9 protein-coding genes and 2 pseudogenes are annotated in these 12,730 nt (G+C 67.8%); 3 read left to right on the plus strand and 8 right to left on the minus strand.

What is annotated here, in order from left to right; translation table 11 throughout:
* Nucleotides 1-3: 3 nt before the first annotated feature.
* From MED15_RS05305 to MED15_RS05325, 5 genes are all read right to left on the minus strand, one after another.
* The gene (locus MED15_RS05305; protein ID WP_112734886.1) at nt 4-282 is read right to left on the minus strand and encodes a BON domain-containing protein; all 279 of its coding nucleotides are present in this window, start codon (nt 280-282) and stop codon (nt 4-6) included.
* Between the two features lie 82 nt (nt 283-364).
* Nucleotides 365-793, minus strand: coding sequence for a PRC-barrel domain-containing protein (locus MED15_RS05310; protein ID WP_112734887.1), 429 nt, complete (start codon nt 791-793; stop codon nt 365-367).
* Between the two features lie 193 nt (nt 794-986).
* A complete protein-coding gene (locus MED15_RS05315) occupies nt 987-1,871 on the minus strand; it encodes a glycine betaine ABC transporter substrate-binding protein (protein ID WP_112734888.1) in 885 nt (294 codons plus the stop codon).
* A 79-nt stretch (nt 1,872-1,950) separates the two neighbouring features.
* On the minus strand, nt 1,951-2,844 hold the full coding sequence (locus tag MED15_RS05320) for an ABC transporter permease (protein WP_112734889.1): 894 nt from the start codon (nt 2,842-2,844) through the stop codon (nt 1,951-1,953).
* A complete protein-coding gene (locus tag MED15_RS05325; RefSeq protein ID WP_425271070.1) occupies nt 2,841-4,091 on the minus strand; it encodes a quaternary amine ABC transporter ATP-binding protein in 1,251 nt (416 codons plus the stop codon). The genes MED15_RS05320 and MED15_RS05325 overlap by 4 nt, the downstream gene beginning before the upstream one ends.
* A 661-nt stretch (nt 4,092-4,752) precedes the next feature.
* On the opposite strand from MED15_RS05325, the gene MED15_RS05330 reads away from it, so the two are divergent.
* The gene (locus MED15_RS05330; RefSeq protein ID WP_244220367.1) at nt 4,753-5,121 is read left to right on the plus strand and encodes a hypothetical protein; all 369 of its coding nucleotides are present in this window, start codon (nt 4,753-4,755) and stop codon (nt 5,119-5,121) included.
* Between the two features lie 255 nt (nt 5,122-5,376).
* Here MED15_RS05330 and MED15_RS05335 read toward each other — a convergent pair whose 3' ends face one another.
* A complete protein-coding gene (locus tag MED15_RS05335; protein WP_112734892.1) occupies nt 5,377-7,668 on the minus strand; it encodes a M23 family metallopeptidase in 2,292 nt (763 codons plus the stop codon).
* Nucleotides 7,669-7,692: 24 nt separating this feature from the next.
* Entirely contained in the window at nt 7,693-10,500 is a 2,808-nt protein-coding gene (locus tag MED15_RS05340) for a hypothetical protein (protein WP_112734893.1), read from the minus strand.
* Between the two features lie 533 nt (nt 10,501-11,033).
* On the opposite strand from MED15_RS05340, the pseudogene MED15_RS34080 reads away from it, so the two are divergent.
* Nucleotides 11,034-11,222, plus strand: a pseudogene (locus tag MED15_RS34080) (Fic family protein); the annotation flags it as partial.
* Nucleotides 11,223-11,286: 64 nt separating this feature from the next.
* Nucleotides 11,287-11,591: pseudogene (locus MED15_RS34085) on the plus strand (cation transporter); the annotation flags it as partial.
* Between the two features lie 151 nt (nt 11,592-11,742).
* Here the strand turns inward: MED15_RS34085 and MED15_RS05355 are convergent.
* Entirely contained in the window at nt 11,743-12,666 is a 924-nt protein-coding gene (locus MED15_RS05355) for an EamA family transporter (protein ID WP_112583092.1), read from the minus strand.
* Nucleotides 12,667-12,730: the final 64 nt, after the last annotated feature.

The following is a 12,730-nucleotide window of genomic DNA, read 5'->3' on the forward strand; positions in this document are numbered from 1 at the left end:
CTGTTACCGCTCCAGCGGGCGTAGCCGGTTGTTGACGTCGTGCACTCCCGCAGTGCTCCAGGCGCGGGCGTGGGCCTCGCTGCTCACGTCGGCGCACGTGACCACACCGTCCAGGATGACCACGCGGTTCTGCACTTCGATGCAGATGCGTTCGTGACGCAATCGGGGATCGCGCTGCATGCTCTCCAGCAGCCGGCAGGCCAGCTGGGCATCCCGAGAGGCCGGCTGGACCTGGATCAGCGATGGAAAATCGTCGGGCAGAAACCAGGGGACGTAGGTCATGACGTCTCCTCACAGGTGATTCGGTTTTTCGGCGGCCGTGTCCAGCCGCCGAAACACCGGTCGGTCGCGGGCACCCGGAAACTCAGCGACGGGTCGGGGGCACCGGGTACGGCGCAGCAACCCCACGCGGGCTGAAGAACGGGGCGTAGCCGTAGTACCAGTACACGTCCTCGTAGTAGCCGGCCTCCTCGACGACCTCCGGGTCGTACGTTGGGGCCTGCTCGATCTTCTCCCGGGTCAGGTCGACCCGCACGGTGTCGTCGGTGACGTCGCTGACCGCCTCGACGGGGAGGAAGGTGGCGGTGGCGCCGATGCCGAGAATTCCTCCGTGCTCGACACGCAGGAACCGCACCTTGTGCTCCTCGCGATCGACCAGCAGGTCATCAACCTTGCCCAGGTCGTCACCGTCGACGTCGAGGACGCGCCGGCCGCGCACGTCGTGCTCGGCCTCCGCGATCGTCTGCCCGGAGTCACTGAGCTTGACCAGAATCGCCGTCGTATCGTGTGGCATGAGCTGCTCCTTCCGTAGCGTCTGATTCTTATTCGCTACCCAAGGGACGGCCGGGACTAGACGACGAAACGATGACGGTTGCTGCCCACTTTCGTGACGGCTCGCCGTGCCCGTTCGTGACGGGCCGTCGAGCGACTGGCGGAGACGACGAGGGGCCCCGCCGAACCGGCGGGGCCCCACGAGTCATGCGGTTTCAGGAGAGCGTGTTGGGAAAGTCCGGGTTGGCCTTCAGCCACTCCTCGACGGCCTTCTCCTCGTCGCCCTTGTGGGTGTTGAACATCAGGTCCTCCAGGGACGCGAGCTGCTCACCGTCCATCTTGAACTTCTTCAGCATTGCGGTGGCCTCGGGGAAGTCCTTGCCGAAGCCGGTGCGGGCGAGTGTGTTGATCTGCTCGGCCTGGCCGAGGGTGCCCTTGGGGTCGGCGAGGTCCTTCAACTCGTACTTGGCGTAGGCCCAGTGCGGGTGCCAGAGGGTGACAACGATCGGCTTCTTGTCGGCGATCGCGCCGTCCAAGGCGGCCAGCATCGCCGGGGTGGAGGAGGTCTTCAGCTTCAGCTTGCCGTCCAGGCCGTACTCGGGGATGACCTTCTCCTGGGTGGCCTTGGTCAGACCTGCACCCGGCTCGATCCCGATGATTTCCCCGTCGAAGCTGGCGGCCTTGCCGGCCAGGTCAGCCAGCGAGTTGATGCCCTCGACGTACTTCGGCACGGCGATGCTCAGGCTGGCGTCGTCGTACCAGACGCCGAGCTTTTCCAGCTTGTCGCCGTACTTCTCCAGGTAGGAGGCGTGCGTCTGGGGTAACCAGCTGTCCAGGAACAGGTCGATGTCGCCGTTGGCGAGACCGCCGTAGACGAGACCGGCCTCCAGGTTCTTGAGTTCGACCTCGTAGCCCTTGTCCTGCAGGATGTCCTGCCACAGGTGGGAGGCCGCGATCGCCTCGTCCCAGGCCATGTAACCAATGGTGATCTTCTTGCCGTTGTCGGACGCGTCGTCCTGCTCACTGCAGGCGGCAGCACCACCGAGAGCCAGGGTGGCGGTCACCGTGAGCGCGAGAGCGCGCTTCAGTGTCGTGAACAAAAGGGTTGTCCTTCCTCTTTCGGGTATGCCGGCTGACCCCGCGTAGGCGGGAAAGGGGATTGCCGGCGGAGAGCGACGGTCAGGCGGCCTGCCGCGCGAGGCGTTGCGCCCGGGCGGACGGGAAACGGTCGCCCGCCGAGTCGGTGAGGCGGTCGAGTACCACGGCGAGGATCACGACGGCGATCCCACCTTCGAAGCCGCTGCCCACCTCCACCTGGGACAACGCGAACATGATCACGTCGCCGAGGCCGCCGGCGCCCACCATGCCGGCGATAACCACCATGGACAGGGCCAGCATGATGACCTGGTTGACGCCGGTCATGATCGTGGGCAGTGCCAGCGGCAGCTTGGTCCGCAGCAGCACCATCCACGGCGGCGCACCGAAGGACTCGGCGGCCTGGACGATTTCCTTGTCGACCTGACGCAGACCCAACTCAGTCAGGCGGACGCCGGGCGGCATGCTGAAAACCAGGGTGGCCAGCACGCCCGGCACGGTGCCGATGCCGAAGAAGAAGATCGCCGGAATGAGGTACACGAACGCGGGCATGGTCTGCATCAGGTCCAGCACCGGCCGGGCCACCGCGGAGGCCCGCTTGTTCTCGGCGACGAGCACACCCAGCGGGATGGCCATCAGCAACGCCAGGGTGCTGGCCACGAGCACCTGCGCGAGCGTGCTCATGGTCTCCTCCCAGTACGGCATTCCGGCCACCAGGCCGAGGCCGACCGCGGTACCGAGGGCGAACTTCCACCCGCGCAGCCACCAGCCGAGCCCGGCGAGCACCAGAACGACCACCACGGCCGGTATGCCGGTGAGCAGGTCGTTGAGCGGTCGCACCAACGCCTCGACCACGGCGGCGACACCGTCGAAGAACGGGCCGAGGGCGCCGGTGGCCCAGTCGACGGCGGACTCGGTCCAGGCGCCCAGCGGCACCCGGGGCAGCCAACTGTCCAGCGGCGACTGCGTCAGTCTCATGCCGGCTCTCCCTTCGTTCCGACCAGGTCCACCTGGTCCTGGCCCTGTGTCGGCTCGTCCGGGGTCGCGGCGGCCAGCGCACTGAGCAGGGTGATCCGGGGGATCACCCCGATCAGCCGGTCGCGCTCGTCGAGGACGGCCACCGGGTGCTGACTTTCCGCGCAGTCGGCGAAGAGGTCGGCCACCGAGGTGTCCGCGGTGACAGTGCGGACCCGCTCGGTCGACACGTAACCGTCGAGGTGGGGGCGGCCCTCGCGGAGCGCCCGCAACACCTCGTCCTCGGTGACCGTGCCGAGGAACTTTTTCATCGGACCGGTCACGTAGACCACCGAGGTTTGGCTTTCCCGCAACGCCTTGGCGGCGACCCGGGGGCCGGCGTTGACGTCCAGCACCTGCTGGGGCTTCTCCATCACCGACGCGGCGGTGAGGATCCGGGTCCGGTCGACGTCGGCGACGAACTGCGCCACGTAGTCGTTGGCCGGGTCGGTCAGGATCTCCTCGGCGGTGCCGATCTGAACGATCCGACCGTCCCGCATCACCGCGATACGGTCGCCGAGCCGCATGGCCTCGTTCAGGTCGTGCGTGATGAAGATGATCGTCTTGCCAAGTTCGGCCTGCAGCTCCAGGAGCTGGTCCTGAATTTCCCGGCGGATCAGCGGGTCCAGCGCCGAGAACGCCTCGTCCATCAGCAGGATCTCGGTTCCGGCCGCGAGCGCTCGGGCCAACCCGACTCGCTGCCGCATGCCGCCGGAAAGGTCGTGGGGCAGGTTGTCCGCCCACTCCGTCAGGCCCACCATGCGCAGCGCGTCCATGGCCCGCTCACGTCGCTCGGCCTTGGGCAGCCCCGCGACCTCCAGCGCGTACCCGGCGTTCTCCAGCACCGTCCGATGCGGCATGAGCGCGAAGTGCTGGAACACCATGCTGATCTTCTCGCGGCGCAGCTTGCGCAGCGCCGCCGGCTTGAGCGTGGTCAACTCGACCCCATCGACGCGCACGCTTCCCCTGGTGGGCTGCAGCAGGCCGTTGAGCATCCGGATCAGGGTCGACTTTCCGGAACCGGAGAGGCCCATGACGACGAAGATCTCGCCGGGGCGTACCTCGAAGTTCGCATCGATAACCGCGGCCGTGGCCGGCAGCCCGGCGAGCGCCTCGGCGCGGGGCTTGCCGTCCGCCAGGCGTCGTACCGCTTCGTCAGCCCGGTTGCCGAAAATCTTGTAGAGCGACTGCACTATGAGCGCGGACACGATCCCCCTCTCGACGGAAACCGGCTGGTGTATCGCATCACCGGCGCCATCTTCGCGTCTCTTCGTCGATATCAACATCGATCACATTCCGCGGGTCAATAGGCCCGGCGGCGAAACCTACCGACGGTCTCGCCACAAATCCAGTCGGCACCGCAGGGTTGTGGATATGCACACAAAAATTTGCGAGTACCGGTGCCGGACTGGTCGTCCGGGGGATGTTGCGCAACCCATCGCCCACAGCGGTCAGACCGGGCAGGATTGATGCAGCCTGCGTCGATCGTCCCGCTGGAACGCCTCCCACCGGCGGATCGGCGCTCGACCGGGGAGAGCAGTTCCAGAATTTGTTGGGGTTGATAGAGAACTGTCATACAACTGTCATATTCCATCGTGGGTCGATCGCGTAATCTGATCTTCGGCGCAGTGCCGCAGCTTCCGATTGCGGCCGGCTTCGAAGACACCATCTCCATTCAGCCGACACCCCAAATCGTCGTGACAAGCGATCAGGCAGGCGTGGGGTTACGTGATCGGTGCGCCCTCTTACCACGGTCTCCCCTTAGCGACTCACCGAGGCGTCGGTATTCTTGATCGGGCACTGCCGACACCATTGCCCGTCAGCTGAGGGGGAACCCTGCCCTATCAGATCGACCTCGCTCGCCTGCGGGACGTGCTCGACGGACCGTGGGCCGCAGTCCGCAACGCGCACCGGGAGCACCTCGACGCGCGTTTCCTCCCGGTCTACGGCGAGACCGGTGACCAGGCACGGGAGCAGATCACCCGGTTGCTCACCGAACTCCCCGCCGAGCTCGGTATGGCGTCGGCCTTCCCCACCGAGTACGGCGGCAGCTCCGACGTCGGCGACTCGATCATCGCCAGCGAGATGCTGGCGCAGGTCGACCTGTCACTGATGGTCAAGGCAGACACCGCCGACCCTGCGGTTCGAGCGCTGCTGTCCCGGGTCTGTGACCTGTACGCGCTCAGCATCATCGAGACCAACAAGGGCTGGTTCCTGGAACACAACCGGCATGACCGGTGACGGTATGACGAATAACCGTCACCGCGAAGCTCGCCCGGCGCTGGTCACCGAGAGTAGCGCCAGGCGCGGTGTCGGATGGGTTTCGGCGTGGTCAAGCATCCTTGACCACCGCTACGTCTACGTCGCACATATGAGACATACCGGTATCCGATGATCGACACGAGTTGTGCTCAGCTAGTGCTGCGCGTTCACGACGCCGTCCCGATCGGCGGATAGCAAGCCAATCCGCCTGTGGGCCTGGGCTGTCAGCCCCAGCTAAGATGTGAGCGGGAAGAACTCGTGGGGCAGACAGGCGCCGAGCTGGCTGCCGCCCCGGGAGAGGAAGATCTCGATGTGTACGTGTGAGTTGACGGCGCTGCCGGTGGAGCCGGTGAGCCCGAGCTGGTCGCCGACACTGACCTGAGTGCCGGAGCGCACCGCGATCTCATACATGTGGGAGTAGTAGACCGTCACCGTCAGCTCGTCGGGTGTGCGGCCGCGGTAGGTGTGGCACACCGACACCGAGGCGGCGCGCCGGTGGTCGTCGGCGCCAGCCGAGCGCAGCCACAGCAACAGCTGCCAGATCCGGTTGACCAACCTGCGCCGTTCGGTGTCGTACGCGGAGCTGCTGTCGCTGGAGAGCAACTCCCGTACCGAGGAGAGCAGCTCGCCCACCGTGATGTGGGGGGTGACGATGCGACCCAGCCCGAACGCGCCCGAGTCGGCGTGCAGCCGATCCGGGCGGAACAGCACCGTCCCCACCGGCAGGCCACGGGCCCGCACCACACCGGCTTCCAGGTCCCGGACGATCCTCGCGCGCAGCGCGTCGAAGGCTGCGGCGTTGTCGATCGGGGTGAGATTGCGGGCGACCAGACCGGTAAGCAGCCGGGACACCTCGCTGCCACTGGACGAACGGATGAGCACCTCGGCCGGGGCGATCTCGTCGTCGCCGTGCGCGCGCAGCAGCGCCCCCAGCTCCGTCTCCCGCGATCCCTGCCGGCCGAGCAGGCCGTACGCGATCTTGCCGAAGATGTCCTGGATGTCGTCGGACGCGCGCGCCTCGACCACCGCACTTCCCCCCGCCAAGCGGTACGCCGCCGCGTCGTCCGGGGTAGCGCGGAACCGCTCGGGAAGCCGGAACTCCTGCGGGGCCGAGAGCACCAGCGGCAGGCCGGCATGACAGTTCCAGTCAACGGCGTTGTCGCCGTGGCCGGGGTAGCTCAACCACTGCACCTGGCCGGTCATGTGTGCGGAGATTCCGATGTCCCGGCGCCGCTCCGCCGACGAGCTGACCTTCAGGAACGAGTCCATGAACAGCTCCAGCCCGAGGTTGTGGCTGTTCTTCAGCAGCCGCTCCAGTAGCAGCTCGTACCGCTGCCAGCGGCCGGTCTCGTCGGCGACTGACAGCCGGTGGCTCGTCAACGACGTGAGTTCCTGGTCCATGCGCTGCAGCAGGGCGTCGCGTTCCTGGCGGGCCTCGTCGTCCCGGATCCCGCGGCGTTCGGCGTCCTGGTAGGCCGCGATCCGGCTCATCGTCGCGCCGCTGAGCGCCCGGCGGAGGCTGGCGATCTCGCGGCTCATAGTCGTGAGCTCCTGCTGTTGCTCCTGAATTTGGGGCCAGAGCACCCGCAGCTGGGCCCTGCTAGCGGATCGCGTCTCGCGGGTCTCCGCAGAGGAGCCGGCTTGCCGGCGCAGCCGCTCCCGTTCCGCCCGGTCCGCGCTCAGCACCGCCTCCAAGTCGGTCCGGCGGCGGGCCAACGCCCGCAGCCGCTGGTACACCTCCAGGTCGGCCGGCGACGGTGGTGCTACCCCGGCCAACTGCGCCACCAGTTGTCGCCGCTGCCAGTCGGTCCGCCGGCCAGTGAGCATGGTGAGTTGCCGTTCCACCAGCGCCTGGTGGGTGTGCGGCACGTGGACGGTGGCGTCGACGAGGGCGCGTACTGCGGTGCTGAGCCGGTTGCGGCCCAGCCGCACCGCCCTGGTCAGGTCGCGAAACATGGCTGGCTCCGAGTCGCGGCGGCCCAACCGTTCGACGGTGATCACCACGCTGAGTGCGACCGTCCGCTCGTACCAGGCGAGCAGCGCGTGCAGCCGGGTCAAGGCGGCACCCCACGCCGGTCCGTGTAGCAGCGACAGCAGCGCCGCGAGCACCATGTCGTGCGGCGCGTCGGCTGGTACGGCAACGTCCAGCTCGCTTCGGTACGCGTCCGTCGCGGTGACGACAGCGCTCACCGTACGCCGCACCTCGTCGCGCGCCGCGGGGTCCAGTAGCGCACGCACCGTAGGTGAGCTGGCGCGCCCCAGCGTGGCGGTGCCGCCGTCGGCGAGCACCGCCGCCAACGCCTGCCGCAGCGGAGACGACTCGCTCCCGCCGTCGGCACCACCGCCGTCGGGCGGGTCACCGCCGCCGTCCTCACCGGCCGGGGGCAGAGTGACGCGGTACGGCGGGATCACCTCACCGGTCAGTGACGCCGATGAGCCCGCCGCGTCCGGATCGAACCAGCCGGCGGCGATGCTGTCGGCCAGCAGCAGTTCCAGGAACCGTCCGAAGTCCTCGTTACCGTCCATGCTGGAGCCGGGCCGCCGACCTCGTCACCGACCGTCCGATTCGTCCGGCCGCCAGGTGCCGTCGTCATGCTTGACCCAGCTCGGTAGCCCGCCTTCCGGGCGCAGCCGGACCAGTCGGGTCGGCACGCGTACGCGCCAGGGCGCCCCCTCCGGCACCTCGTCGCCCGGGGCGCCGGTACGTTCCTGGATCTCCTTGACGATCGGCAGGTACTCGGGGTCGGTGATCTCCGGTGGCGGCCCGCCCTGCCACACCTGCCCGGTACGCATGAAGTGCTCCACCGAGGTCTCGAACCCCTCCCGCACCGGCAGCAGCACCCGGGCGGCACCAGAGCGTACGAACTCGGCGAACTCCGGGTCATTGTTGTCGTACCGCACCCGGTCCAGCCAGGTGCTCTTCCGGCCCCAGAAGTACGGGTAGAACAGGAAACTCATCAGCTGCCACTCGAAGGCGTGTTCGAAGAACCGGATGTAGTTGCCCTGTTCCTCGACCACGGCCACGTCCACCTGCGGCACCCCCATCGCACCGGTCTCCACCGCGCCGAAGGCGTCGAAGTGCTGGTGCGTCAGCACCGAGATGCACGCCTTTTTCAGCTCGGTGAGCTCCAACGCCCGGTTGGCCCCCGGATTGCGGCCGTCGATGACCACCCCGTGGTTGGCCGCCGCACGGGCCGTCGCCTCGTCAAACCGCGCCTGCTGCTCCAGGTACGCCTGCTTGATCTCGGCGTGGGTACGGATCTGCCAGTCGAGCATCGCCCGCTCCGAGCGCCGGCAGACCACCTCGATGCTGACCGCGAACAGCGGCGTGTCGTTGGCGACCATCGTGATCGGGATCGTGCCTTCCTCCAAGTCGAGGTTCGTCGACCGCAGACCGGAGTGCGACTCGTACAGGAACACCTTGCGCCCAACCGAGATGTAGATTTGGGACCCGGAGAAGCCCGCGGTGACGTGGGCCTGCACCGCGTTGTACCCCTCGGGGATGGGCAGGTCCTGGCGCTGCGACATGTCGCCGGCCTCACCGCCGCCACCTGAGGAGAACGTCACCGAGCGGGTCTCCTCGAAACGCGGCGGCGGCTGGACGCCGGTGGCGTGGTACTTGTTCGCCCAGTAGAGGTAGTCGGCTTCGGTGAGCTGGCTGGCGTCGAGTTGGAACGGCTCCGGGCGCGGTCGCCCCACGTCCCGGGTGGCGTCCTCCTCCAGCGCACCGGTGAGGAACATCGCCGGCTCCGGAATCACGAAGTCGTACATGGTGCGGCCGCCATAGCGGAACAGTTGGGCTTCGTACCACTTGTCCACCCACTGGTAGACACCCACCACGTGGCCGTCCCCGTCGACGTTGTCGACGCTGTGGTCGTTGATCTCCTCCACCTCGCGGGTCACCCGCAGCGTCTCCTGGGTACGGATTCGCTCGGCGAGCCTGTTCACCGACTTGTCGACCACCTCACGGGCGTACTCGCTGGCCTTCTTCCGGGAACTCTCGCGGGCGTTGGTGTACGCCGCCCGTGCGTTCGCCTCAATCAGCACGGCGGGGCTGACCTGGGCGCGGATCCGCAGCCCGCCCTCGACCTCCGCCTCCTCCTTGAGCACCTCGGACGCCTCGTGGCTGAGCTCGAAGCGCTCGGTGGTCTCCAGGTCGCGCTCCTCCTCCCGCTCGATCTCGCGCTCGGTCACGAAGATCTCCTCGGTGACCTCGCGCCGCCGGTGGGTGCGCTGCTTGTTCTCACCCCGCAGCACGTTCTCGATGTGGGCGACCTCGCCAGGCTCGTATCCGGTGAGCTGTTGCCGCACCACCAGCAACTCACCCTCCCCGATGGGCCGTACCGTGCCGTGCGTGGTCGGCAGCGGCTGCCGGTCGCCTCCGGGGAACCGCCACAGGAACGCACCACCCAGCCCGTACGAGCCGGCACGGAACATGTCGGCCAACGCCAGTACGGTGTTCCCCGCCGTGGGGCGCAGGTCGCGTACCAACCCGGCCTTCTCCGTGTCCAGCCGAGCCACCACCTGGCTCACCGAGTCCCGCGACAGGTCCAGCCCCAGTTGACCGAGGTAACGGCGACTGGCTTCGCTGATCACCTTGACGCCGGCCTCGGAGAGCCCGAGGCGGGGACCGTCCTGGCTGCCCGCGATGCTGATGCCAGCGCCCTTCGCGGCAGCTTTCGACGTGCGTCCGCCATCGTCGAGCCGTGCGCCGCCCGGCTCCTGCGGATCGCCGTCCTGGGTACGGAAGAACCGGGGAGCGATAGTGGTCAGCTCCCGCACGACGCTGTCGATGACCTGCCCCTGCCGCCCGACCTGCTGCAAGTCCGCAAGCGGCGGCACCGCTCGTGCCGGAGGCGCGGTGGTGTTCGGCCGCTGTGGCGCCAGCTTCAGCCCGGAGAGCACCGGCAGCACCAGTGGCATGTCGAGGATCGGCAGGGTGGCCGCCACCCGGTCGGCGCCGTTGCGGTCTACCCAGGCTTCGACGAAGCGCACCGCGCGTAGCAACCCGACCAGCTCCGCCATCGCACCCGGATCGCTGGTGGACAACAGCTTCAGTGCCAGCGCGCTGTCGGCCAACTGTTCCTTGCGTTCCCGCCACGTCGTAGCGCCGACCTGCTCGGCGTAGCCGTCACCAAGCATGTCGCGTACGGTCTGCTCCACCTGCTCCTCGGTAGGGTCCCGCAGCTCCGTCAGCCTGGTACGCAGCTCGCGCAGCTTCGGCCCGCCGGCTACCCGCTCGGCGTCGTCGACGAACCGGCTACTGCCGACGAACGCCCTCGCGCGCTCCATGACCTCGCTACGTGACTCGTCTCCGGTGACGCTGCCCAGTTCCTCCTGCAGCGGTGTGTTCGACACCGATACCGCATCAGTCTGGGGATCCGCCGCTTCGGCGTTGCGCACCAATAACATCCGAAAGACCTGTTCCATGCGTGCTGGCTCCCCACCGAGCGACGTCCATGATCGATAACGGTCCGACAACATGAGATATCCACGCCGGTGCCGGCGAAAGGCCTTGGTCGGCATTCCGTCAGCGACGAAGAAGCAATCTCCCGAGAGATAACCCACGTGAGGCGCCGAGTTACGTCGATGTGACTCGGCGGTCCTCGCCACGGGACTTGCGGGAAGCCAGGGGGACCAGATGCTTCACCCGCGAATAGCGGGTACCCCGCCGTACCGGCGTGGCCGGCAGCTAAACAGCGTCACGGACACGATGCGCGACAACCTGCGGTATCAGATCGCCGAAAGGCACCGCTGGACAGGGCAACGACGAACCCGCAAACCTGGGAAGTCATCACCGGCTACAGGGCGCCCTGACTTACGTGCAACAACTCGCCCGCTCACGCGAGTTCACCTGGCAGCACATGCTGCTCAACGCACCGCACTTCATGATGCTCCACCATGACCTCAGCAAATGGCCGGGCCGCTTCCGTCCAGGAGACATCCACATCGACGAGGCGCACACCGGCCGACGCGTCTACACGGGCCCAGACGCCGACGACATTCCGTCTCTGATCTCCGAACTGATCGACTGGCTGGCCGGCGGCGAACCGAAGTCACCGCTGCTCGTCCGAGCCTCCATGGCCCACCTGAACCTGGTCAAAGCCCATCCCTGGCGAGACGGAAACGGCCGACTGTCAACCTGTTCTGATGGGAGCGGTCAACGCCCTGCCGGAGACCGTCACCGCCGCCGTGCGCCGCGGCGCGGTCACCCTCGCCGTCGCCGCCGTCGCCGCCGTCCTCGGCGGGAACATCCTCGACGTGCTCACCCTCGTCGCCGGCGACATCGCCTACCGGCAGGGCTCCACCTACCACTCCGCCCGAGAGCAAGAGCTGCTCGCGACCACCACCAGTTGTTCAAGACCGCCACCCTCCTCGGCGGCCTTCTCATCCGCAAGACCTGCGGCTGGGCCGCCTCTGCCCATTGGGGCTCAACGATCGTGGGTTCTTCCTGCGGTTACCGGGAATTCGGGTGGGGGTGTCGTCACAGAGGCCGAGCTTACCCAGTCTGTGGGTGGCAGGAATGCTCGCTGCGGTCGAGCGCCGTACCGGTATCCGTCTTGATTGCGACCAGCGTGCTGAGGTGTCGTACCCGCGGGACTAGGCAGTCGCGGCCGGGGCGTACTCGGGCTCGCGACCCTCGCTCGCATCCGTGGCGTTGTTGCGGTCCGCTGTGGAACGCCGTACCACCAGCGCCAGCCCGGCGAGGACGGTCGCGGCTGCGGCCAGCTCCGTCGGGCCGACGGGCTCGTCGAGCAGCAGCCATGCCGCGCTGAGCCCGAAGACCGGCACCAGGAGGCTGAACGGCGCCACTCTCGCGATCGAGTACTGGGCGATCAGCCGGTTCCAGATACCGAAGCCGACGAGGGTCGACACGTACGCGACGTACGCCACGGCTAGCACCCCGCGCCACGACAGACCGGTGATCGCATCCAGCACCGCCTGTCCGCCGTCGACAACGCCGGCCAGGCCGAGCAGCGGCAACGGCGGCACCAGGCTCGACCAGACCAGCAGCGAGAGCGGTCGCGTCTCGTCGCTGGCCCGCATGACTAGGTTTGCCAGGGCCCAACTGGCCGCCGCGAACAGCGTCAGCACGAAGCCGATCACGGAGGCGTGGCCGCCGCTGTGGATCGCCAGCAAGCCGATCCCGACCGATCCGACCAGCACGCCGGTCACCTGCGCCCGCGCCGGCCGCTCGCCCAGCACCGCCGCCGCCAGCAGCACCGACATCAGGGCCTGCGCCTGCAGCACCAGCGAGGCTAGACCGGCCGACATGCCAGCCGCGAGCGCCGTGAACAGCGCGCCGAACTTCAGGACGCCGAGCACCAGTCCGTAGGCGACCACGTAGCGGAGCCGGGCGCTGGGGCGCGGTACCAGGAAGACCAGCGGCACCGCCGCCGCGACGAAGCGCAGCGCGGTCAGCACGAGCGGCGGCAGGTCGCGCAGGCCCAGCTCGATGGCGACGAAGTTGACGCCCCAGATAGCGGCGACGAGCAGGGCGAGAAGTCGGTGTGATGCTTTCATGCCGGTTACGCTGCCCGAGGCAACGCTTAAGGACCAGTTCAACGTTCTTCATTGCTGCTGTAGC

Source organism: Micromonospora noduli, assembly GCF_003264475.1.
GTDB lineage: Bacteria > Actinomycetota > Actinomycetes > Mycobacteriales > Micromonosporaceae > Micromonospora > Micromonospora noduli.